This window comes from Kitasatospora sp. NPDC088351, from assembly GCF_040685575.1.
Classification (GTDB): domain Bacteria; phylum Actinomycetota; class Actinomycetes; order Streptomycetales; family Streptomycetaceae; genus Kitasatospora.
In genome coordinates this window covers 44,905-67,244 of the sequence record NZ_JBFBIL010000046.1, presented here as the reverse complement: position 1 = coordinate 67,244, position 22,340 = coordinate 44,905, and the positions used below count along the sequence as shown (strand labels likewise).

Annotated in this window: 17 protein-coding genes, 1 tRNA gene, 1 other RNA gene, 1 pseudogene and 1 riboswitch; of the genes and pseudogenes, 3 read left to right on the top strand and 17 right to left on the bottom strand. The window is 72.5% G+C overall.

The features are described from left to right. Positions 1-123: 123 nt before the first annotated feature. On the bottom strand, positions 124-438 hold the full coding sequence (locus tag AB0P06_RS27015) for an SMR family transporter (protein WP_363611660.1): 315 nt from the start codon (positions 436-438) through the stop codon (positions 124-126). Between the two features lie 44 nt (positions 439-482). Next, positions 483-548, bottom strand: a riboswitch (guanidine-III (ykkC-III) riboswitch). 221 nt (positions 549-769) lie between these two features. Between AB0P06_RS27015 and AB0P06_RS27010 the strand changes: the two genes are divergently transcribed. Beyond that, positions 770-841, top strand: a tRNA-Cys gene (locus AB0P06_RS27010). 125 nt (positions 842-966) lie between these two features. Here the strand turns inward: AB0P06_RS27010 and AB0P06_RS27005 are convergent. The 6 genes and pseudogenes from AB0P06_RS27005 to AB0P06_RS26980 all read right to left on the bottom strand — a co-directional run bounded on the left by AB0P06_RS27005 (position 967) and on the right by AB0P06_RS26980 (position 8,307). Next, positions 967-3,294 (bottom strand): xanthine dehydrogenase family protein molybdopterin-binding subunit, encoded by a 2,328-nt coding sequence (locus AB0P06_RS27005; RefSeq protein ID WP_363611657.1) that lies wholly within the window; start codon positions 3,292-3,294, stop codon positions 967-969. 680 nt (positions 3,295-3,974) lie between these two features. After that, positions 3,975-4,421 (bottom strand): annotated as a pseudogene (locus AB0P06_RS27000) ((2Fe-2S)-binding protein); the annotation flags it as partial. Between the two features lie 77 nt (positions 4,422-4,498). Beyond that, positions 4,499-5,365, bottom strand: coding sequence for an FAD binding domain-containing protein (locus tag AB0P06_RS26995; RefSeq protein WP_363611669.1), 867 nt, complete (start codon positions 5,363-5,365; stop codon positions 4,499-4,501). Between the two features lie 322 nt (positions 5,366-5,687). After that, a complete protein-coding gene (locus AB0P06_RS26990; protein ID WP_363611655.1) occupies positions 5,688-7,298 on the bottom strand; it encodes a beta-N-acetylhexosaminidase in 1,611 nt (536 codons plus the stop codon). Positions 7,299-7,378: 80 nt separating this feature from the next. Continuing rightward, entirely contained in the window at positions 7,379-7,660 is a 282-nt protein-coding gene (locus tag AB0P06_RS26985; protein WP_363611653.1) for a DUF3039 domain-containing protein, read from the bottom strand. 62 nt (positions 7,661-7,722) lie between these two features. Further along, a complete protein-coding gene (locus tag AB0P06_RS26980) occupies positions 7,723-8,307 on the bottom strand; it encodes a YqgE/AlgH family protein (protein ID WP_363611651.1) in 585 nt (194 codons plus the stop codon). 299 nt (positions 8,308-8,606) lie between these two features. On the opposite strand from AB0P06_RS26980, the gene murA reads away from it, so the two are divergent. Beyond that, the gene (gene murA / locus AB0P06_RS26975) at positions 8,607-9,947 is read left to right on the top strand and encodes a UDP-N-acetylglucosamine 1-carboxyvinyltransferase (RefSeq protein ID WP_363611649.1); all 1,341 of its coding nucleotides are present in this window, start codon (positions 8,607-8,609) and stop codon (positions 9,945-9,947) included. Positions 9,948-10,020: 73 nt separating this feature from the next. On the opposite strand, the gene AB0P06_RS26970 is transcribed toward murA, so the two are convergent. The 8 genes from AB0P06_RS26970 to ftsE form a co-directional block, all read right to left on the bottom strand. Further along, complete coding sequence (locus AB0P06_RS26970) at positions 10,021-10,302, bottom strand: HU family DNA-binding protein (RefSeq protein ID WP_030059737.1); 282 nt, start codon at positions 10,300-10,302, stop codon at positions 10,021-10,023. Between the two features lie 512 nt (positions 10,303-10,814). After that, a complete protein-coding gene (locus tag AB0P06_RS26965; RefSeq protein ID WP_363611647.1) occupies positions 10,815-12,287 on the bottom strand; it encodes an NAD-dependent malic enzyme in 1,473 nt (490 codons plus the stop codon). Positions 12,288-12,700: 413 nt separating this feature from the next. Then, positions 12,701-15,019 (bottom strand): UvrD-helicase domain-containing protein, encoded by a 2,319-nt coding sequence (locus AB0P06_RS26960; protein ID WP_363611645.1) that lies wholly within the window; start codon positions 15,017-15,019, stop codon positions 12,701-12,703. 269 nt (positions 15,020-15,288) lie between these two features. Further along, positions 15,289-15,670: a transfer-messenger RNA gene (gene ssrA, locus AB0P06_RS26955) on the bottom strand. A 96-nt stretch (positions 15,671-15,766) separates the two neighbouring features. After that, positions 15,767-16,243: an SsrA-binding protein SmpB gene (gene smpB / locus AB0P06_RS26950; protein ID WP_363611643.1), complete on the bottom strand. Its 477-nt coding sequence runs from the start codon at positions 16,241-16,243 to the stop codon at positions 15,767-15,769. A gap of 45 nt (positions 16,244-16,288) precedes the next feature. Then, positions 16,289-17,425, bottom strand: coding sequence for a S41 family peptidase (locus AB0P06_RS26945; RefSeq protein WP_363611641.1), 1,137 nt, complete (start codon positions 17,423-17,425; stop codon positions 16,289-16,291). A 124-nt stretch (positions 17,426-17,549) separates the two neighbouring features. Continuing rightward, positions 17,550-18,461: a permease-like cell division protein FtsX gene (gene ftsX / locus AB0P06_RS26940; protein WP_363611639.1), complete on the bottom strand. Its 912-nt coding sequence runs from the start codon at positions 18,459-18,461 to the stop codon at positions 17,550-17,552. Between the two features lie 74 nt (positions 18,462-18,535). Beyond that, on the bottom strand, positions 18,536-19,225 hold the full coding sequence (gene ftsE / locus AB0P06_RS26935) for a cell division ATP-binding protein FtsE (RefSeq protein ID WP_030394280.1): 690 nt from the start codon (positions 19,223-19,225) through the stop codon (positions 18,536-18,538). A gap of 348 nt (positions 19,226-19,573) precedes the next feature. Here ftsE and AB0P06_RS26930 point away from each other — a divergent pair, with 348 nt between their 5' ends. Further along, positions 19,574-19,768: a hypothetical protein gene (locus tag AB0P06_RS26930; RefSeq protein WP_363611637.1), complete on the top strand. Its 195-nt coding sequence runs from the start codon at positions 19,574-19,576 to the stop codon at positions 19,766-19,768. A 69-nt stretch (positions 19,769-19,837) separates the two neighbouring features. On the opposite strand, the gene prfB is transcribed toward AB0P06_RS26930, so the two are convergent. Next, entirely contained in the window at positions 19,838-20,950 is a 1,113-nt protein-coding gene (gene prfB / locus AB0P06_RS26925; RefSeq protein WP_363611635.1) for a peptide chain release factor 2, read from the bottom strand. Between the two features lie 57 nt (positions 20,951-21,007). Beyond that, the gene (locus tag AB0P06_RS26920; protein WP_363611633.1) at positions 21,008-22,267 is read right to left on the bottom strand and encodes a serine/threonine-protein kinase; all 1,260 of its coding nucleotides are present in this window, start codon (positions 22,265-22,267) and stop codon (positions 21,008-21,010) included. Positions 22,268-22,340 lie beyond the last annotated feature (73 nt).

Below are 22,340 nucleotides of genomic sequence, written 5' to 3'. Positions count from 1 at the left end.
GAAAGCTACCTCGCCGGCCTTCACCTCCGCGGCGCAATGATCTGGATCAAGGACCTCACCCGAACCCATTGATCACGACCGAATACGCGGCCTAGGGCGTGCCCCGCCCGGCGGGCCGCCGGCTCAGTGCAGCACCTTCAGGCCGACCACACCGGAGACGATCAGCAGCAGGCAGCCGATCCGCGCCAGGGTGGCGGCGTCCCCCAGCACCGCCATCCCGTACAGCGCCGTACCGACCGCACCGATCCCCACCCAGACGGCGTACCCCGTACCGATCGGGATGGACCGCATCGCGTATGCCAGGCCGCCCATGCTCAGCAGCAGGGCGACACCGAAGACGAGGCTGGGGACGAGCCGGGAGAAGCCCTTGGACGATTCCAGGGCCACCGCCCAGACGGTCTCCAGGACGCCGGAAATGATCAGAACGAGCCAGGCCATGACGGTCGGACCTCCGCAGTCGGCAGCGGCCGGGTTGCCGCTGTACTGCGCCGTCTTGTCCTGACCGGGTACGACGCGCTCGTCCGGGGCGGTCGCGTGGCGGCCACCTGTCCTCGACCGTAGCACGAGCCGCCACACGGAATTTACAAAAGGATATTGACGGCCCGCCCGGCATTCCGCCATGATGAATTCACCAACACGGCGAACGACGACAGGAGTCGGACATGAACAGGAAGACGGCGGCCCTCGCGCCCCGCACCTGTGTCGCCGCTCCCCGGTGTTGTCGCGCCTGTCGCTGTTGCGTCTGATCGCACGCACAGCTCCACCCCACGGCCGTGTGCCCGAGTGGCTTAGGGAACCGTCTGCAAAGCGGTGTACACGGGTTCGATTCCCGTCATGGCCTCCCAGAAACGAATTGCCGACCGGCGAGAAATTCACCGGCCGGCAATTCGTCGTGCATTTTTCGAAAATTACGCCCCGGGAATCACGCCGGGGGCGGAAAACCGGTCGGATTTCCGCCCCGGGGCGTCAGGCGGTGGTGGCGTCCTCGGGACGGATCGGGAGCCGGCCGACCGGCAGCCCGGTGGCGGCCCGTACGGCGGCCGCGACGGCGACCGGGGCGACCACCGCGGGGGCCGCGCTGACCGCCTTGGCGCCGAAGGTGGCGACCACGTCCCGCTCCTCCACCAGGGCGGCGATCCGCACCTCGGGGGTGTCCAGCGCGGTCGGCAGGCGGTAACCGGTGAGCGAGGGGTTGACCAGCAGGCCGCCCTCGGTCCGCAGGTCCTCCAGCAGGGCCAGGCCCACGCCCTGCGCCACCCCCGCCTCGATCCGGTCCTCGATCTGCCGCGGGTTGAGCGCCCGGCCGACGTCCTGGGCGACGGTCATGTCCACCACCCGGACCGCGCCGAGCTCGATGTCCACGTCCACCACCGCCCGCATCGCGCAGAACGCGATGGAGACGAAGGCGTCGCCCTGCCCGGCCTCGTCCAGCGGCTCGGTGGGGTGCGGACGGCACTGCGCGGTGGCCCAGAGCTCCTTGCCCTCCAGCGCCTCGGCGACCGGCATGCCGAGCACCCCGTCATAGGAGGTGATCTTGCCGTCGGAGATCTGCAGCAGCTCCACCGACATCCCGAAGTTGGCGGCGATCGGATGGAGCAGCTGGTGGCGGACCATCAGCGCGGCCCGCTCGACCGCACCGCCCGAGACCCAGGTGTGCCGGCCGCGGGCCGAGGGCCCGGCGATCGACTGGTCGCTGTCGGCCGGCGCGATGTAGACCTCGCTGACGCCCAGCACCGACTGCACGATCTGCCGGGCCAGGGTGGCGAAGCCCTGCCCGGAGTCGACGGCCGCGCAGATCACCGTGGCGTGGTCGCCGCTGACCCGCACCGTCGCGGTGGAGACCTCGTCCTCGCCCTCGGCCCCCAGCATGTGCACCATGCCCACGGCGTAGCCGATACCGCGCCGCACCGCCGCCGGGTCCCCCGCGCCGCCCGGACCGCCCGGGAGCAGCCACTCGGCGTTCGGGTCGTCCACCGGCAGCGCGGGCAGCGGCTCCTTGGAGACGGCGTCCAGCAGCGCGGCCACCGGCGCGGGGCAGGTGACGGCCTGTCCGGTGGGCATCGGGTCACCGGTGGCCATCGCGTTGCGGCGGCGGATCTCGACCGGGTCCACGCCCACCCGCGCGGCCAGCTGGTCCAGCTGCGACTCGTAGGCGAAGCAGGCCTGGAGGGCGCCCTCGCCGCGCATCCGGCCGGCCGGCGGGTTGTTGGTGCGCACCGCCCAGGCGTCCACGAAGACGTTCGGGCAGACGTACGGGCCGACCGAGAAGGCGGTCGCGGCGGCCAGCGCCTCGGCCGAGACGTCCGCGTAGGCACCGCCGTCCAGCAGGATCTGCGCCTCGACCTTGACCAGCTTGCCCTCGGCGTCCGCGTGGTGGCGGTAGCGCAGCAGCGCCGGGTGCCGGGAGGTGTGGGTGTGGAAGGACTCCTCGCGGGTGAGGGTCATCTTCACCGGCCGGCCGGTGCGCAGCGCCAGCAGCGCCAGGGTGACCTGGAAGGAGAGATCCTCGCGGTCGGAGGTGGCGCCGGGCACGCCGGTGACCACCAGGCGGACCCGGTCGGGCTCCAGGCCGAGGCAGCCGGCGGTGCGGTCGCGGTCCCCGTGCGGATCGGTGGAGGACAGGTGCAGTTCGACCCCGCCGTCCGGGCGGGGCACGGCCAGGCCTGCCTCGGCGCCGAGCGGTGCCGGGTCCTGCCGGCCGACCTGGTAGAGGCCCTCGACGACGATCTCGCCGACCGCGTCCGGGTCGCCGCTGCGCAGCGGCAGGTGGCGGAAGAGGTTGCCGTCCGGGTGCAGCGCGGCGGCCGTGAAGGACTGCTCCGGGTCGGTGACCGCCTCCAGCGGCTCGTACTCCACGGCGATCAGACCGACCGCGAGCCGGGCGGTGTCGGGGTGGTCGGCGGCGACGGCGGCGACCGGCTCGCCGTGGTGGCGGACCACCCCGGCGGCCAGGATCGGCCGGTCGGCGACGACCGGCCCGGCCGGGGCGCCGTCCGGGCTGCCGTCCGGACCGGCCGGCAGGTCGGCGGCGGTGACGACCGCGTGCACGCCGGGCAGCGCGAGCGCGGCCGAGGTGTCGACGCCCTTGATCCGCGCGTGCGGGTGGGGCGAGCGCAGCACCGCGCCCCAGAGCAGGCCCTCGGCCCAGAGGTCGGCGGCGTACGGGTAGATGCCGAGCGCCTTGGGCAGCGCGTCGCTGCGCAGCGGTGAGCTGCCCAGCCCGAACGGCTCCGGTGCGCCGCCCTCGTCACCGTCCTGCTGGGTTGCTGTGCCGATGTCGGTAGGCGACGTCATGATGCGTGGTCGTCCTCGGGGAGCCGGATGCCGTGGGCGGGGGTGGCGCCGTACGGGAGGCCGGCCGGGGCGGTGCCCTCGGCCGGGACGCCGTGCGGGGGCGTGGGGACGTACGGCGTGCCGTGCGCGGGCGTGCCGTCGAAGGCGGTGCCGTGCGCGGGGGTGGACTCGTACACGGGGCCGTCGTACCCGGTGGCGGTGCCGTAGCCGGGATGCTGTGGGTAGCCGCCGGGCGGGTAGGCGTCCTCGGCCGGGGCGCCCTGGTACGGCGCGGGGTAGCCCTGCTGCGGGTAGTAGCCCGCCCCGTCGGCGGCCTGGGCGGGGATGCCCTGGACGGGCGACAGCACGGCGGTGTCGTACACGCCGCTGTCGTAGCCGCCCTGGCCGTCGGGGGTGCCGTACGGCAGGCCGACGCCGGTCCCGGCGGTGGTCGGGGTCTCCTCGGCGGGGGGCTGCGGGACGTGCTCGATCCAGGCGTCGGCGTCCGTGTACACCGGCAGGTCGCCGGCCGGCGGTGCGGCCTCGGCGGACGGGGTCGGCGGCGCGGCCGGTTCGGGGTCCCCGGCGGGCTCGCCCGCGACCGAGGCCGCACCCGGGGCCGGGACCGCGGCGGCCGCTGCCTCCCCGGCGGCAACCTGCGCGTCCTCCGCCTGCTCGGCCTCCAGCGCGCGCGCGTCGGCGATGCTCTGGACGGCGGCCAGCACGCCCCGGTAGCCGGTGCAGCGGCAGAGGTTGCCGCAGAGCGCCTGCCGGGCCTCGACGTCGGTGGGCCGGTGGTTGCGCTGGAGCAGGTCGTGCACGGCCATCGCCATGCCGGGCGTGCAGTAGCCGCACTGCACCGCGCCGGACTCGGCCAGCGCCTGCTGGACGTCGCTGGCGGCGCCGCCGGCCGACAGGCCCTCGACGGTGTTGATCTCGCTGTCCGCGGCCAGCGCGGCGGGCACCAGGCAGCCGGCCACCAGCTGGCCGTCCACCTGCACCGAGCAGGCACCGCACTCGCCCTGTTCGCAGCCGTCCTTGGCCCCGGCCAGGCCGAGCCGCTCGCGCAGCACGTAGAGCAGGCTCTCGCCGATCCAGGCGTCGGTGACGGGCCGTTCGAAGCCGTTGACCCGCAGCGTGTACGAGGCGCAGGGGCGCAGCTCGCGGCTGACCTGGGGGGCGTGGTCGAGGAGGCCCGCGTCGAGGGTCTCAAGGGGGTCTGTGGTCACTTCAGCGCCCTTCCCAGTGCCCGGCGGGCCAGCACCGATACGGTACGCCGCAGCCGAACGGCGGCCGCGCTCGGCCCCTCGGTCACGGCCTCCCAGGCGCCCTCGGCGCCGTAGCTGTCGGGTACGCAGGCGGCGGCCACGTACTCGCCGAAGGCGGCCGTCGCGGCGGGATCGATCTCGCGGCTGCCGTCCCAGTCGATGCAGCCGGCCACCCAGGCCTCGGCCTCCAGCGGGCGCAGCGGCACCGGGGCGACCGCGCCGACGGCGCAGCGCACGGCGCGCCGGGCCGGGTCGAGGACGAGCGCGACGGAGGCGGTGGCGCGGGCCGGGCCGCTGCGGCCGGTGGCCTTGAGGAAGACCTGCGGGGCGTGCAGCAGCGGGACGCGCACCCAGGTGAGCAGTTCGCCGGGGCGCAGCGGGTCGAGCCCGGTGAGCAGGTGACTGACCGGCACCTCGCGGGTGGAGCCGGCCCGGGCGAGGGTGACGCTGGCCTCCAGCGCGGCGAGCACCGGGAGGGTGTCGCCGGCCGGGGCGGCGGTGGCGATGTTGCCGCCCAGGGTGCCGACGTTGCGCACCTGCGGGGGCCCGGCGGTGCGGGCCGCGTCGGCCAGGGCGGGGATGAGCGCGGCGAAGTCGGGGCGGTCCATCCGGGCGTGGGTGAGCCCCGCGCCGAGGACGGCGGTGCCGCCGTCCTCGTAACGCCAGCCGCGCAGTTCGGTGATCCGGCCGAGGCCGATCAGGGCGGCGGGGCGCAGCCGTCCGGCGTTGACGGCCTCCATCAGGTCGGTGGCGCCGGCCACCGGCACCGCGGCCGGGGTGGCGGCCAGCGCGTCGACGGCCTCGTCGAGGGAGGCCGGCAGCATGATCGTCCGGTTCACCTGGGTCCCACCGTGCTCCACTTGCTCATCGATCGCCTGCCGCCCGCGGCCTTCGGCCGAGGTGTCCGCGTCGGCAGCCCGGCCTGGCCCGTAGGGTACGGGCGATCGGGCCGGGTTGGGCAACTCTGGCACACAATGCTCGATGATCATTTCGGGGCGGGCGAACGGGACTGCCCGATTGGGACGGATACCGGGCGGTATCTGCTCCGGCCCGATCAGGACCGGAGCAGATGTTCATCTGTTCTTGACGTCAGATGACCACTCAGAAGTTCCCGGGCACCGTCCGCAAAGGGCGGTGCCGCCAAGGTCACACCGCCGGCGGCGGGCCCTCGATCGGGCGGCCGGCCACTCCGGGCCGGCGCTGCCAGGGGTGCGGCCCGTCGGCCGGGCGGTACGCGACACCCAGCGCGTCCAGCACGGCCAGGTGGCCGTCGAGCCGGCGCTCGAAGGCCTGGTAGTCGCGCGCGGCCGGATCGGTGGGCAGCGCGGACCAGGCGACCTCGGCGAACGCCGCGAGCCGGGGGAAGGCCCGGTAGTCGATGTCCCGGGCGCTGTCCATGAACTCGCTCCACAGGTTGGCCTGAGTGCCGATCACCCGCCGGGCCGCCACCTCGTCCAGCTGCGCCGGGACCGGCTCGAAGCGGTAGACGTCCTCCAGGGTGCGGACGAACCCGACCGGGATCGGCTCGTCCTCGCCCGCGGCCTGCCGGTGGTCCAGGTAGACGTGCTGCTCGGGGCACATCACCACGTCGTGGCCGGCCTGGGCGGCGGCGATCCCGCCGCCGAACCCGCGCCAGGAGGAGACGGCGGCGCCGGGGGCCAGGCCGCCCTCCAGGATCTCGTCCCAGCCGATCAGCCGGCGGCCGCGCTCGGCCAGCCAGCCGTCGAAGTGCCGGATGACCCAGCTCTGCAGCTCGTCCTCGTTGGCCAGGCCGAGCTCCTCGATCCGCGCCTGGGCGGCCGCGCTCTCCTTCCACTGCTCCTTGGGGCACTCGTCGCCGCCGAGGTGGATGAACTCGGACGGGAAGAGCTCCAGGACCTCCTCCAGCACCCCCTCGAAGAAGCGGATGGTGCCCTCGGAGACGTTGAGCACGTTGCGGCTGACGCCCCAGTCGGTCCAGACGCCCAGCGCCGAGGTGTCCACCACGTCGGTGTTGCCCAGCTCCGGGTAGGCCGCGATGGCGGCCTGGGTGTGGCCGGGCAGGTCGATCTCGGGGACGACGGTGATCCCCCGTCCGGCGGCGTACGCGACGATCTCGCGCAGGTCGTCCTGGGTGTAGAAGCCGCCGTGCGGGCGGTCGTCACGACGGTTGCCGAGCCGGTAGCCGACCATCGAGCGCTCGCGCCAGGCGCCCCGCTCGGTGAGCGCCGGGTAGCGCTTGATCTCCACCCGCCAGCCCTGGTCGTCGGTCAGGTGCAGGTGCAGCACGTTGAGCTTGTGCGCGGCGAGCAGGTCGAGGAAGCGCAGCACGTCCGCCTTGGGCAGGAAGTGCCGGGAGACGTCCAGCAGCGCGCCGCGCCAGCCGAAGCGGGGGGCGTCCTCGATGTCCGCGCCGGGGAGCACCCAGCCGGTGCGGCGCAGCGGGGCGCGGCGGTAGGCGTCCGGACCGAGCAGCTGGCGCAGCGTCTGGGCGCCCCAGAGGGCGCCGGCCGGACCGCCGGCGGTGACCACGGCGTGGCCGGGACGCACCGAGATCCGGTACGCCTCGGCGCCCAGCGTCCCGTCGTGAACGAACTCGACGCCCTCACCCGACCGCCCCGGCCCGAACGGCAGGCCGGTGGCGGCGGTCAGCGAGGTGCGCAGCCACTGCTCGGCGTCGGCGAGCGCGGGCGGCGCGGTCAGGGTGGTGGTGTGGTCGAGGGGGAAGTCCTCGTCCGGGCGACGGACGGCACTCAGTGGTGCGGGAATGAGGTCCATTCCGCCATCCTGCCCGCGCCGGGCCGACTGGCATAGACCATTCATGGAGCATTTTGCAAAATGGTCCAGACCGGGCGGAACTACTTTCCGTCGCCGTCCTTGCCGTCCTGCGGCTTGCCGATGCCGTCGTAGATCTCCTTGCACATCGGGCAGACCGGGTACTTCTTCGGGTCGCGCCCGGGCACCCAGACCTTGCCGCAGAGCGCCACCACGGGCGAGCCGGAGAGCGCGCTCTCCATGATCTTGTCCTTCTGGACATAGTGCGCGAAGCGCTCGTGGTCGCCGTCCCCGTGGGACACCTGGGGGACGGGCTCGACCAGGGTGCCGGTGCCGAGGCCGCGCTCGGGCTCAAGAGTGCTCATGGGTGCCAAGTCTATGGGGGCCCCGGGAAAGCGGGCCAGTACGGCGCCGGGGCGGTCGCACGTCAGTTCAGCGTGGGGTCCTCGGGGTAGGTCGCCAGCAGCGCCAGGGGGCCGCGCTGGCGGCGGAGCACCGCGCGCCAGAGCCGCTCCGGCTCGGGGCTGGAGATGTCACCCGGCTCGCAGTCCACCAGGTACCAGGCGCCGCCGTCGAGCTCCGCCTCCAGCTGCCCCGGCGACCAGCCCGCGTACCCGGCGAAGATCCGCAGCGCGCCCAGCTCGCCGGCCATCACCTCGGGCGGCGCCTCCAGGTCCACCAGGCCGATCGCACCGTGCACCCGCCGCCAGCCGAGCGGCTCCCCGGTCCCCGGCTCCCCCGGCGCCACCCCGAGGCCCAGCGCCGAGTCCAGGGCCACCGGCCCGCCCTGGAAGACCACCGCCGGCTGCCCGACCAGGCGGCCCCAGCCGTCCAGCACACTGCCCACCTCCACCGGCGTCGGCCGGTTGAGGACGACGCCGAGCGCCCCCTCGGCGTCGTGGTCGAGGAGGAGCACCACCGCCCGGGCGAAGTTCGGGTCGGTGAGCACGGGGGTCGCGACGAGCAAACGGCCGGTGTGGGACCGTCCTCCGTGCGAATGGGCCGCCGTCATGCCTCACATGATCCCGCAGAACCGCCGGGGGCGGACACCGCAACACGAAACACCACAGGGCCCGACGAACACCCGTACGGACGTGTCGGCGGGCGGAACACCACCCCGAGAGAGCACCATCACGGGAGAGGCAGGCGGGAACCAGCCGCACGCCTACTACCATCTACTGATGGTGGACGCCCTTTTACGGTGCCGACTCGGTCACGCCGGGGGCCCGAACGCGCCCGTACGACCGGTCCACCGCCGGCTCTCTGACCGGAGCCCCACCCACTCCTCTGGCACCCCGGATTGCGAGAACGATGACCGACGACGTCCTGCTGGTCCACGGCGGAAACCCGCTCGAAGGCGAGATCCGCGTCCGCGGTGCGAAGAACCTGGTACCCAAGGCCATGGTCGCCGCCCTCCTCGGACAGGGCCCCAGCAGACTGCGCAACGTCCCGGACATCCGCGACGTCAAGGTGGTTCGCGGCCTGCTCCAGCTGCACGGCGTGACCGTGCGCGCCGGTGACGAGGACGGCGAGCTGATCCTCGACCCCTCCCACGTGGAGAGCGCCAACGTCACGGACATCGACGCGCACGCGGGCTCCTCACGCATCCCGATCCTGTTCTGCGGCCCGCTGCTGCACCGCCTCGGCCACGCCTTCATCCCGGGCCTCGGCGGCTGCGACATCGGCGGCCGCCCGGTCGACTTCCACTTCGAGGTGCTCCGCCAGTTCGGCGCCTCGATCGAGAAGCACCCGCAGGGCACCTACCTGGTCGCCCCGCAGCGGCTGCGCGGCACCCGGATCGAGCTGCCCTACCCGTCGGTCGGCGCCACCGAGCAGGTGCTGCTCACCGCCGTCCTCGCCGAGGGCGTCACCGAGCTGCGCAACGCGGCCATCGAGCCGGAGATCGTCGACCTGATCTGCGTGCTGCAGAAGATGGGCGCGATCATCTCGATGGGCACCGACCGGACCATCCTGATCACCGGTGTGGACGAGCTCTCCGGCTACAACCACCGCGCGCTGCCGGACCGCCTGGAGTCCGCCTCCTGGGCCTGCGCGGCGCTGGCCACCAAGGGCGACATCTACGTCCGCGGTGCCCGCCAGCTGGAGATGATGACCTTCCTCAACACCTTCCGGAAGGTCGGCGGCGCGTTCGAGGTCGACGACGAGGGCATCCGCTTCTGGCACCCGGGCGGCGAGCTCAAGGCGATCGCCCTGGAGACGGACGTGCACCCGGGCTTCCAGACCGACTGGCAGCAGCCGCTGGTGGTCGCGCTGACCCAGGCGGCCGGCCTGTCCATCGTGCACGAGACGGTGTACGAGTCGCGGCTCGGCTTCACCGGCGCGCTCAACCAGATGGGCGCCCACATCCAGCTCTACCGCGAGTGCCTGGGCGCCACCCCGTGCCGCTTCGGCGCCCGCAACTTCCTGCACTCCGCGGTCGTCTCCGGCCCGTCCAAGCTGATCGGCGCCGAGCTGGTCATCCCGGACCTGCGCGGCGGCTTCTCGTACCTGATCGCGGCGCTGGCGGCCCAGGGCACCTCGACGGTGCACGGCATCGACCTGATCAACCGCGGCTACGAGAACTTCATGGAGAAGCTGCGCGACCTCGGCGCCCACGTCGAGCTGCCCAACGAGCAGCTGGTCGACGCCTGACCGGCCCGCACCACGGCGAGAGGCCGGGCCCCCCTCACGGGGAGCCCGGCCTCTCGGGCGTTCAAGGGGTTGCTCAGGCGCCCTTGGCGGCTTCCTTGAGCTTGGAGCCCGCGCTCACCTTGGCGCTGTAGCCGGCCGCGATCTGGATCGGCTCACCGGTCTGCGGGTTGCGGGCGGTGCGGGCAGCGCGGTGGGTGCGCTCGAAGGTCAGGAAACCGGGGATGGTGACCTTCTCGTCGCCCTTGGCGACGACCTCGCCGACGATCTCGGCGAAGGCGGCCAGAACGGCGTCGGCGTCCTTGCGGGTCACCTCGGCGCGCTCGGACAGCGCGGCCACCAGCTCACTGCGGTTCATGTGTACTCCTGTGGTCTGTTCGCTTGCGGTGTGCGGGGGCCCACACGGTGCTCCCTCCGGGGGCATCCGGATGGGCCGCAGGTCCGCACACTGTGCTCATTCAGGCAATGCGTGGTCGCAGGCCGGGTTCGTACCCCGTGCCGCGCGCCGGTGCCGTCGAAAAGGCCCGCCTGCCTGCCTGGATACGAATCCTGCCCCGACCTGCCCCGAGAAAGCCAATCGGGCCCCCGGCTCCACCGCCCGAACAACGCCCGCCCGCCGGAGGTATGACGCTCCGTCGGCTCCGGCGGACCGGGCGCGGGCGGCGGTCGGGACGACGCGCCGGAAGACCAGGGGGACGTTCCGTACTTGTCGGACACGCCTGCCCCGTGCAGGGCTACCGTACGCCCTAGGCACGACAAGCCCAAACACGCCCCTCGCCCTTGTGTCGCAAGGGTTCGGGGCGGGCTTGGGTGGGTAAGGCCGCTAATCGGTCATTTGACCGATCCGCGACACCTCCGGCGCGCTCCCGGTCAGAGCTTGACGACCGGGAAGGACGCGGTGTCCAGCGTGCCGACGATGCCCGGGGTGGGACGGGACGGCGCCGGGTCCTCCTGGGCCCCGGCCAGCGCGGCGTCGCGCACGGCGGCGGCGACCGTCTTGGCGACGTCCTTGTGGAAAACGCTCGGGATGATGTAGTTGGCGTTGAGCTCGTCGTCCGCGACGGTGGTGGCCAGCGCCCGGGCGGCGGCGATCATCATCTCGGTGTTGACCGTCCGGCTCTGGGCGTCCAGCAGGCCGCGGAAGACGCCCGGGAAGACCAGCACGTTGTTGATCTGGTTCGGGAAGTCGCTGCGGCCGGTGGCGACCACGGCGGCGGTCTGCCGGGCGACCGCCGGGTCCACCTCCGGGTCCGGGTTGGCCAGCGCGAACACGATCGCGTCCGTCGCCATGGTGGCCAGGTCGTCGCCGTCCAGCACGTTCGGGGCCGAGACGCCGATGAACACGTCGGCGCCCGCCACGGCCTCCTTGAGGGTGCCGGTGCGGCCCGAGCGGTTGGTGTGCTCGGCGATCCAGCGCAGCGAGTCGTTGAGGTCGTCACGGCCCTGGTGGACCACGCCGTGCACGTCCGCCACGGTGGCGTGCTCGACGCCGGCCGCCAGCAGCAGCTTGAGGATCGCGGTACCGGCGGCGCCGGCGCCCGACATCACCACCCGGATGTCGCCGATCTCCTTGCCGACCACCTTGAGCGCGTTGGTGAGCGCCGCCAGCACCACGATCGCGGTACCGTGCTGGTCGTCGTGGAAGACCGGGATGTCCAGGGCCTCGCGCAGCCGGGCCTCGATCTCGAAGCAGCGCGGCGCGGAGATGTCCTCCAGGTTGATGCCGGCGAAGCCCGGGGCGATCGCCCTGACGATGGCCACGATCTCGTCAGTGTCCTGGGTGTCCAGGCAGATCGGCCAGGCGTCGATGCCGGCGAAGCGCTTGAACAGGGCCGCCTTGCCCTCCATCACCGGCAGCGCGGCCGCCGGGCCGATGTTGCCCAGGCCCAGCACCGCCGAGCCGTCCGTGACCACCGCGACGCTGTTGCGCTTGATGGTCAGGCGGCGGGCGTCCTCGGGGTTCTCGGCGATCGCCATGCAGACCCGGGCGACACCCGGGGTGTAGATCATGCTGAGGTCGTCACGGTTGCGGATCGGCAGCTTGGACGACATCTCGATCTTGCCGCCGAGGTGCATCAGGAAGGTACGGTCCGAGACCTTGCCGATCGACACGCCGTCGATCGCGCGGAGCTTCTCGACGATCTCCTCGCCGTGCGCGACCGAGGAGGCGGCCACCGTCACGTCGATCCGCAGGGCCTCCAGGCCGGAGGCCGTCACGTCGAGACCGGTGACCGATCCACCGGAGGACTCGACCGCCGTGGTGATCGCACTGACAGCACTGCCGCTGGCCGGGACCTCCAGCCGCACCGTGATCGAGTTGGAGACACTGGGCACCGTCGCCATCGACGTCCTTCTTCCGTCCACTGAGGGTGGCTGCGGGCCGAACGCAGTTCAACACGGTGTCGGGTTTCAACAAGATGTTGAATCGGCACGCAGCGCATGTTAGACCTCGATCGTCGCACCTGCCAGGGAGAAGTCAGAAATAACGTGCATTGAGTGTGCGGACCCGACAAGCGGACACCGGACCCGGCGGAACGCGCCGCGAGAAGACCGGCCGCTCTTCTTGCCCGTGGCGGCCGATGCGTTACATTGGACGGGACACCGGCTCGATCCAAGCCCCCGGGCCCAACCTTAGTCGCTTCGAGCGACCACTTGCCGCGAGGCGAGCATGGCGGGTCGGTGTCATCAACGTACGAGCGGGGCCCCCACCGGTGGTGGGGGCCCCGCTCGTTGAGCGGCCGTCAGGGCAGGCCGGCTCAGTCGTGCAGCAGCGCGGGCACGCCCGCCGCGTCCGGCAGGTCGTCCGGGCCGGAGAGCACGGTCAGCCGCTGGGTCGCCCGGGTCAGCGCCACGTAGAGCACCCGCAGGCCGGCCTCCGACTCGCCGGCGATCCCGGTCGGGTCGGCCACCACCGTCGCGTCGTACTCCAGACCCTTGGCCTCCAGACTGCCCAGCGCCACCGCGCGGCCGCCCAGCCCCTCGATCCACCCGGCCGCCTCGGCCCGGCGGTCCATCGGCACGACGACGGCCACGGTGCCGTCGACCTCGGCGAGCAGCCGCTCCAGCTCGGCCCGGGCCGCCGCCCCGAAGGCCTCCGGGGACGGGTCGGTGACCGCCGCGAAGCGCGGCTCGACCCCGACCTCGCGCACCGCGCTCGGCGAGGGCGTCCCGGGCGCCGCCAGCGCCAGCACCTTGGCCGCCACCTCGGCGATCTCGGCCGGGTTGCGGTAGTTCACGGTCAGCGTGTACCGGCGGCGCGGCTTGCCGGACAGCACCTCGTCCAGCGCGGACTGCGCCTCCTGCGGGAACGGCCACGAGGACTGCGCCGGATCCCCGACGATCGTCCAGGTGGCCGTCCGGGCCCGGCGGCCGATCATGCGCCACTGCATCGGGGTGAGGTCCTGGGCCTCGTCCACGATGATGTGCGCGTACTCGGTCCGCTCGACCGGCACGCGCTCGCGCTGGCGGGAGTTGCGGTCGGCGAAGGTGGTGACCTCGTCCAGGCCGCTCAGCAGGTCCACCGCGTCCACCTCACGGACCTTCGGGCGGGCCGCCTCGCCGAGCAGCACCCGGAGCTCGTCCACCAGCGCCACGTCGTGCGCGGACAGCGCGCCCTCGCCGCGGTCCGAGAGGTGCCGCCAGGACGCGGCCAGCACCTTCGCCTCCTCCGGGGTCACGGCGCGGCGGGCGGTCCGGTTGATGTGCCGGGGCTGCCGGAGCGTGCCGAGCACCCGGCGCGGGGTCAGCGCGGGCCACCAGGCGTCCAGGAAGTCCAGGAACGGCGCCTCGTCCGAGACGTAGTCGTCGAACGACTCCTTCTCCTCCTGGCGCTGCTCGCGCGCGTAGTGGTCGGCGGGCCTGGGCAGGTGGCGGGTGGCCTCCTGCCAGAGCGCGTCCAGCAGCAGCCGGCGGGCGCGCGGGCGCAGCAGGTTCAGCGGGGTGCCGCCGGAGCCGATGACGTTCCCGCGCACCCCCTTGAGCCTGCCCGCGTCCAGCCGCAGCACCTCGCCGCGGGCGACCACCTTCAGCTCCTGCGGCGCGCCCAGCTCCAGCGCGGCCCGGGCGGCCCGGCGCAGCAGCTGCGTCATCCGGGCCGAGCCCTTGACCCGGGCCGCCTCCGGGGTGTCGTAGGTGTCCGCCTCGATGCCGTCCACCAGCGAGCCGACCGCGCGGATGGCGACCTGGCCCTCCTCGCCGAGCGAGGGCAGCACGCCCTCGGTGTACGAGACCAGCAGCGGCGTCGGGCTGACCACCAGGATGCCCCCGGCGTAGCGGCGGCGGTCCTGGTAGAGCAGGAAGGCGGCGCGGTGCAGGGCGACGGCGGTCTTGCCGGTGCCGGGGCCGCCGGTGACCAGGGTGGCACCGGCCGCGGCGGCGCGGATCACCTCGTCCTGTTCCTTCTGGATGGACGAGACGATGTCGCGCATCGAGTGGCTGCGGGCCCGGCCCAGCGAGGCCATCAGCGCGCCGTCGCCGACCACCGCCAGCTCGTGGCCGTCCAGGGTGGGGGTGAGGTCGGGGCGCAGCAGGTCGTCCTCGACGCCGATCACCTTGCGGCCCTTGGAGCGGATCACCCGGCGGCGGATGACCCGGCCGGGCTCCAGGGGGGTGGAGCGGTAGAACGGCGCGGCGGCGGGAGCCCGCCAGTCGATCACCAGCGGGCCGTACTCGGCGTCCAGCACGCCGAGCCGGCCGATGTGCAGGGTCTCGGCGACGGCCGGGTCGGCCGGGTCGAAGGGGGTGTTGGAGGGGATGCCGTGTTCCTCCGGGGCGTCGGGCCGCTGGAGGTCGATCCGGCCGAAGAGGAAGTCCTCGAACTCGTTGTTGAGCCGCTGGAGGTGGGCGCCGGCCCGGTAGACCTGGGCGTCGCGCTCGGCGAGCGCGCCGGGGGTGCCGACATGGACCCGCTTGGCGGCGTCCTCCAGGATGTACTCGGCTTCGGCGAGCTTCTCCTCCAGGCGGTGGTAGACGGTGTCGAGGTGGCGCTGTTCGCCGGCGATCTCGCGTTCGCGGATGGTGTCCCCATCGGTGGCGGCGCCGGTGGTGGCGGTGGCGGTGTCCGTGTTGCTCTGCATGGCCTCGGTGGTTGCGGCGGAGTACTGGGTTGAGCCGTGCGCGCCCAAGAAGCCCCCTGACGTACGTCCTGCGGTGGGTGGATCCGGCTCGGAGAAATGAGCGGACGGAAAATCCTACGCCGCCGACCCTTGTCCGCGCTGCACCGCCTGCCGCGGCGCCGGCGGGCAGGGCGTCGGGTGGGGTACTGGTGGGGCGCCGGCGGACGGGCCGGGCACGACGAAGGCCGCCCTCCGGCTGGAGGGCGGCCTTCATGGTGTCAAACATGGGGTGGTGGAGATGCCGGGAATCGAACCCGGGTCCAGTGGAGTGGATTCAGGACTTCTCCGAGCGCAGTCCGCTGTGATTTTCTCGGCCCTGGCGGTCACGCGGACAAGCCGCCAACAGGCCCAGCTGCTGTTTGATTTCCCATCCGCCCTCGCAGCCCGGGCGGACGGTTGAGTTCCCTAGATTATGCCAGGGTCCGGGTCGGGAACTCCCCGGTCTGACACCCAAGCGCTATCGGTGCTTATTAGGCAGCGAGAGCGAACTGCTGGGAATCGCGCTTAGTGTTGGCGATTATTTTTTTGCGACAGATGGTTAACGAGATCATTGCCGCGTTCCTCGGCTCGCTTCTCCTGTTTCGACGTCCCCTGTCGAAACCGATCATCCCCATGTTTTGTTGAGAAACAGCTCGGCGGGCGGTGACCCGACCCGTACCGTGTTGCTGGCGCCATAGTACGCGAGACGACCAGCGGGGGTCCAGCGGATTAACCCTGGCGTCGCCGGGCCGCCGCCACCGCGCGGGCCGTCTCGCGGGTGTCCTGCTTCTCGCGCAGCGTCTGCCGCTTGTCGTACAGCTTCTTGCCGACGGCGAGCGCGAGTTCGAGCTTCACCCGGCCGTCCTTGAAGTAGAGCGAGAGCGGGATCAGGGTGTGGCCGGCGTCCCGCACCTTGGCCTCGATCTTGTGGATCTCCAGCTTGTGCAGCAGCAGCTTGCGCTTGCGCCGTGCCGCGTGGTTGGTCCACGTCCCCTGGGTGTACTCGGGGATGAAGACGTTGTCGATCCACGCCTCGTGGTTCTGGACGTAGGCGTAGCCGTCGACCAGGTTGGCCCGACCCTCGCGCAGTGATTTGACCTCGGTGCCGGTGAGCACGAGACCGCACTCGTAGGTGTCGAGGATGGTGTACTCGTGTCGCGCCTTCTTGTTCTGCGCGATCAGCTTCTGTCCGGTTTCCTTTGCCATAACGCCGATTATTCTCGCATCCCGACCCGGTGTCGGGCAGCCCCTTTACGTCCGCGTCCCCAGACCCGCCAGCACCCGCAGGGCCAGCGCGCCGGCGTCCTCGGAGCCGGCCGCGGGCACGTCGGGGGTCAGGCCGGTGCCGTCCGGGGAGCGGCCCGCCGGGGTGTAGTAGCGGCCGACGGTCAGTTCCAGCACCGCGCCGTCGGCGAGCCGGCTGGGCTGCTGGACGGTGCCCTTGCCGAAGGTGCGCCCGCCCACCACCACCGCCCGGCTGCGGTCCTGGAGGGCGCCGGTGAGCAGTTCGGCGGCGCTCATCGTGCCGCCGTCCACCAGCACCACCAGCGGGGTGCGCTGGTCGCCGCCGGGCGGCGCGGTCAGTTCTCGGGTCCCGCCGCGATCCTGGTAGGAGCCGACCGGGCCGCCGTCGAGGAAGACGGCGGCGGTGCCGGCGGCCTCCTCGACCAGGCCGCCGGAGTTCCCGCGCAGGTCGAGCACCACCCCGGCGTGCGCGGTGCGCACCGCGGCGCGCACCTGTTCGGCCACCCCGCTGGTGAAGGCCCGTACGGTGATCCGGACGACGCCCTTGTCCAGCCGCTCCACCGTGACCTGCTGGGTGTCCAGCAGGGCCCGGCGCAGCCGCAGTTCGCGGACCTCGCCGTCGCCGCGCCGGACGGCGAGGGTGACCTCCGAGCCGGCCTGGCGCTCGCCCTCGCGCCCGCGCAGCCGGGCGACCACCTCGGTGACCGGCAGCCGGTCGGCCGGGTCGGCGTCGATCCGCAGCAGCCGGTCGCCGGGGGCGATCCCGGCCGCGGCGGCCGGGCCGGCCGGCTGCACCTGGGAGACGACGGTGACGCCGTCCTGACCGCGGCCGACCGAGAGGCCCACCCCGAGGTAGCGGCCGTCCAGGCCCTGGCTGAACTCGGCGTACTCCTGCGCGCTGTAATAGGCGCCCCAGCGGTCGCCGTTGACGCCGATCAGATGCTCGGCCTGCTGCTCGGAGAGGGTCGTGCCGGCCGGGTCCTGGCCGGTCGCGAAGCCCGCCCCGGCCGGGGCGGCTGCCGGGCGGTGCGGCGGCGCGCCCGGGTCGCCCCAGGCACCGGTGGCGGCCCCGGCCAGCAGCACGGCGCCGAACACCAGGCTGAGGGTGACCGCCTGACGTGCCCTTCGCGGAGTTTCTGGCATGGCATCGGAGTCTAGACACCGCGCGGAGCCCGCCGTACCGGAACGGCTGACGGTGAAACGGCGGCGGCCCCGGACGGCGCGGTGCCGTCCGGGGCCGCCGGGAGGCCGGCCGGTGGGAGCCGGGTCAGACCTTCAGGTACTTGCGCAGCGTGAAGAACGCCGCGATACCGGCCATGCCCATACCGACCACGACCAGCAGCGGTATCACCGCCAGCACCGAGCTCAGGCCGATGAAGTGGATGAACTGCACCCGGTCGGCCAGCCAGCTGTGGACGAAGAAGTGCCCGCCGAGCAGCAGTCCGGAGGCCATCACGGCGCCGAGCAGGGCGGCGAACGCGGCCTCGGCGATGAACGGCATCTGGACGTAGAAGTTCGAGGCACCGACCAGGCGCATGATGCCGGTCTCACGCCTGCGGCTGAACGCCGACACCCGGACGGTGTTGACGATCAGCAACAGGGCGACGAAGAGCATCAGCACCATGATGACGAAGGCCGCCGTCTGGAGGCCGTTGAGCAGCCCGAAGAGGTTCTCCAGGATCTTCCGCTGGTCCTCGACCGACTTGACGCCGGGCTTGCCGGCGAAGGCGCTCTGGATGACGTCGTACTTGGTCGGGTCCTTGAGCTTCACCCGCCAGGACTGCGGGATGGCCTCCGGGCCGAGGACGGAGATGAGCGGGTTGTCCGGGTTCATCTCCTTCCAGTGCTTGTACGCCTCCGCGGAGTTCTCGAAGGTCGCCGACTGGACCACCGAATCCATCTTGTCCAGCTGGGTCTTGATGTCGGCGACCTGCTGGTCGGTGGCCGCGCCCTTGTCGCACTGCGGCGAGTTGCGGGCGTCCGACTTGGTACAGAAGTAGATGCTCACCTCGACCTTGTCGTACCAGTACCCCTTCATGGAGTTCACCTGGTCACGGACCAGGAGCGAGGCACCGGCGAGGGCGAGGGAGAGCGCGACACTGACGACGACCGCGATGGTCATCGTCAGGTTGCGGCGGAGACCCACACCGATCTCCGACAGGACGAACTGGGCGCGCATGCGTGTAACAACTCCAGGGTCGGGACCGGTCCGGCAGCGTGGGCCGGCGGCCTACGGAAATCAGTGCTGGTGAATCAGTGCTGGTATCCGTAGACGCCGCGGGCCTGGTCGCGGACCAGCAGCCCCTTGTCGAGCTCGATGACGCGCTTGCGCATCTGGTCGACGATGGCCTGGTCGTGGGTGGCCATCAGCACCGTGGTGCCGGTGCGGTTGATCCGGTCGAGCAGCTTCATGATGCCGACCGAGTTCTGCGGGTCGAGGTTACCGGTGGGCTCGTCCGCGATCAGCAGCATCGGGCGGTTCACGAACGCCCGGGCGATGGCCACACGCTGCTGCTCACCACCGGAGAGCTCGCCCGGCATGCGGTCCTCCTTGCCGCCGAGGCCGACCAGGTCCAGCACCTCGGGCACCACCTTGCCGATGGCGCTCTTGGGCTTGCCGATCACCTCGAGCGCGAAGGCCACGTTCTGCGCGACCGTCTTGTTCGGCAGCAGGCGGAAGTCCTGGAAGACGGTGCCCAGCTGGCGGCGCATGTGCGGCACCTTCCAGTTGGACAGCTTGCCCAGGTCCTTGCCCAGCACGTGCACCTCACCGGTGCTGGGGCGCTCCTCGCGCAGGCACAGGCGCAGGAAGGTGGACTTGCCCGAGCCGGACGAGCCGACCAGGAAGACGAACTCGCCCTTCTCGATCTCCAGCGAGACGTTGTCCAGGGCGGGACGATTCTGCTTGGGATAGGTCTTGGAGACGTTGTCGAATCTGATCACGGCTGCATCACGGAGGCCATCCTAGGCGGCGCCAGTCCTCGGTCGGTCCACCCCGGGCGCCCGGCCCTGGGGCGGCGGAAGGAGCGGAAGAGGCCGCTCCCGGCTTGGGACCATACGCGAAGCGGCACCCGGCTCGCAGGACCGGCCGGTGACAGCCGGCGAAAGTTGGGGGACAATGTCCGCTTATGCCCCGAAAATTGCGAGGCATCTCACAGCCCGGGGGCCGGAACCCGCAGAACCTGGCAGAGTGGAGAGAGCGGCCGGGGTCGGCCGCTCCCCCGCACAGGGCAACCAGAGGAACCAAAGCCCCGTCCGGTGCGTTGGCTGTAGCAGCGAGGAGGAGATCGCATGACCTGCGACCATCTGGTGTGCGCCAACTGCAACGGCCGCGTGAGCGAGGGCCGCTGCCCGGTGTGCCGCGCCAACCGGGCCCGCCTGCAGGAGCAGCAGGGTCCGTTCGCCGCGCTCTCCCCCGCCCTGCTGCTGGCCCTGCTGGCCGGACTGCTCGCGGTGGCGCTGATCGCCCGGCAGGCACTGGCCTGATTCCCGGCTCCCGAACGTCACGAAGAAGGCCCCGACGGAGAACCGTCGGGGCCTTCTTCGTGTCACCGCTTACTGCGCGGCGGTCTCCCGCTGCTTGCGCCACCGGATGCCGGCCTCGATGAAGCCGTCGATGTCACCGTCCAGCACGCCCTGCGGGTTGCCGACCTCGTACTCGGTGCGGACGTCCTTCACCATCTGGTACGGGTGCAGCACGTAGGAGCGCATCTGGTTGCCCCAGGAGCTGCCGCTGTCCTTGAGCGCGTCCATCGCGGCCCGCTCCTCCTGGCGGCGCCGCTCCAGCAGCTTGGCCTGGAGGACGTTCATCGCGGACGCCTTGTTCTGGATCTGCGAGCGCTCGTTCTGGCAGGAGACCACCACACCGGTCGGGATGTGCGTGATGCGCACCGCCGAGTCGGTGGTGTTGACGCCCTGGCCACCCGGGCCGGAGGCGCGGTAGACGTCGATGCGCAGCTCGGACTCGTCGATGTCGACGTGGTCGGACTGCTCGACGACGGGGAGCACCTCGACCCCGGCGAAGGAGGTCTGCCGGCGGCCCTGGTTGTCGAACGGCGAGATGCGGACCAGGCGGTGGGTGCCCTGCTCGACCGAGAGGGTGCCGTAGGCGTACGGCGCCTTGACGGTGAAGGTCGCGGACTTGATGCCGGCCTCCTCCGCGTACGAGGTGTCGTACACCTCGGTGGGGTAGTTGTGCCGCTCGGCCCAGCGCAGGTACATGCGCATCAGCTGCTCGGCGAAGTCGGCGGCGTCCACGCCACCGGCCTCGGCCCGGATGTTGATCAGCGCCTCACGGGCGTCGTACTCGCCGGACAGGAGGGTGCGGACCTCCAGCTCCTCGACCGCCTTCTTGACGGCCGTGAGCTCGTTCTCGGCCTCCACGCGGGTGTCCGCGTCGTCCTCGGCCTCGGCGAGCTCGAACAGGACGCCGAGGTCCTCGACCCGGCTGCGCAGGCTCTGCACCCGGCGCAGTTCGCCCTGGAGGAAGGAGAGCCGGCTGGTCACCTTCTGCGCGTTCGCGACGTCGTCCCACAGGTCGGGGGCGGCTGCCTCCTCCTCCAGACGCGCGATGTCGGCCCGGATCTTGTCCAGGTCGAGGACGGCCTCGATCGACCCCATGGTCGTCTCGAGGTTCTTGAGCTCTTCGGAAGGATCGACGGCTGCCACGCACCCAGGGTAATGGTTCCGGGGGGGCATCCGGCGACACCGGGGGCCTTCGGCCCTTTACGGGGCCCTCGGTGCGCTGGTGACGGCGCCCGGACGGGGCGGGTTCCCGGTGTCCGGGACGTCCGCCGCGAAGGCCGTCCAGGCCGCGGCGGCGCCCGCCAGGAGCAGGACCACGGCCAGCAGGACGGCCAGCACCCGGCGGCGGCGCAGCAGCGCCTGGCGGTCCCGTCGGTGGCCGGTGCCCGGGGCGGTGCGCTGGGCACGGGACTCGGCCGCGTAGGAGGCCAGCTCGTGGGCGGAGGGGCGGCGCAGGCTGGTGTGGGTGTCGCGGGTGGAGTCGGGGACGGCGCCGGGCACCAGCGGGACGGCCGGGCCGCGGCGGCGCTTGTGGGTGCCCGGGGCGGCGTCCACCTCGGCGTACACGGCCTCGCCGGGGGTCAGCGGCTCCTCGGCCGGGGTGCGGCCCTGCGCGGGCACGGCCAGCACCGGCAGGCCGGTGAGCGCGGGCAGCTGCTCGCGCAGCCGCTCGGCCAGCTCGGCGGCGCGCAGCCGGGAGGCCGGGGCCTTGGCCAGGCACTCGGCGATGATCCGCCAGAGGCCGTCCGGCAGACCGGGCACCGGCGGCACCTGCTCGGTGACGTGCCGGCGCAGCACCGCGCCGGTGTGGCCGCCGCCGAACGGTGTGAAGCCGGCCAGCAGCTCGTACAGCACGGTGGCGAGGGCGTAGATGTCGACGGCGGCGCGCGGCTCCAGGCCCTCGATGATCTCCGGGGCGAGGTAGTCGGGGGTGCCGATGATCCGGGTGGCGCGGGTCCGGCGCGGGGCGTCGACCAGGCGGGCCACGCCGAAGTCGGTGAGCTTGGCGCGCGGGGCGCCGCCGGGGCCGGGGGCGGCGGCGAGGTCGAGCAGGACGTTCTCGGGCTTGACGTCGCGGTGGACGATGCCGGCCGCGTGCGCGGCGGCCAGGCCGTCGGCCACGTCGGCGATGATCGAGACGGCGGTCTGCGGGGCGAGCGCGCCGTCGCGCTCCAGCCGGGAGCGCAGGTCGGTGCCCTGGACGAGTTCCATGACGAGGGCGAGGTCGCTGCCGTCGACGACCATGTCGCGCACGCCGACCACCCGGGGGTGGTCGAGGCTGGTCAGCGCGGCGCGTTCCTGGACGAAGCGGCCGACCAGTATCTGGTCGGCGGCCAGGTCCTCGCGCAGCAGCTTGACCGCGACCGGGCCGTCCGGCCCCTCGCCGAGCCAGACCGTCCCGGCCGAGCCCCGGCCGATCACCTGGTGGACGGTGTACCGGCTGCCGATCTTGCGTGCCAATGCTGCTCCGTGGGCGGCGGGAGCGCGCCGGGGGTCCGGTGCGCTCGGTGGGGCGGGACAACAGCGACCAACC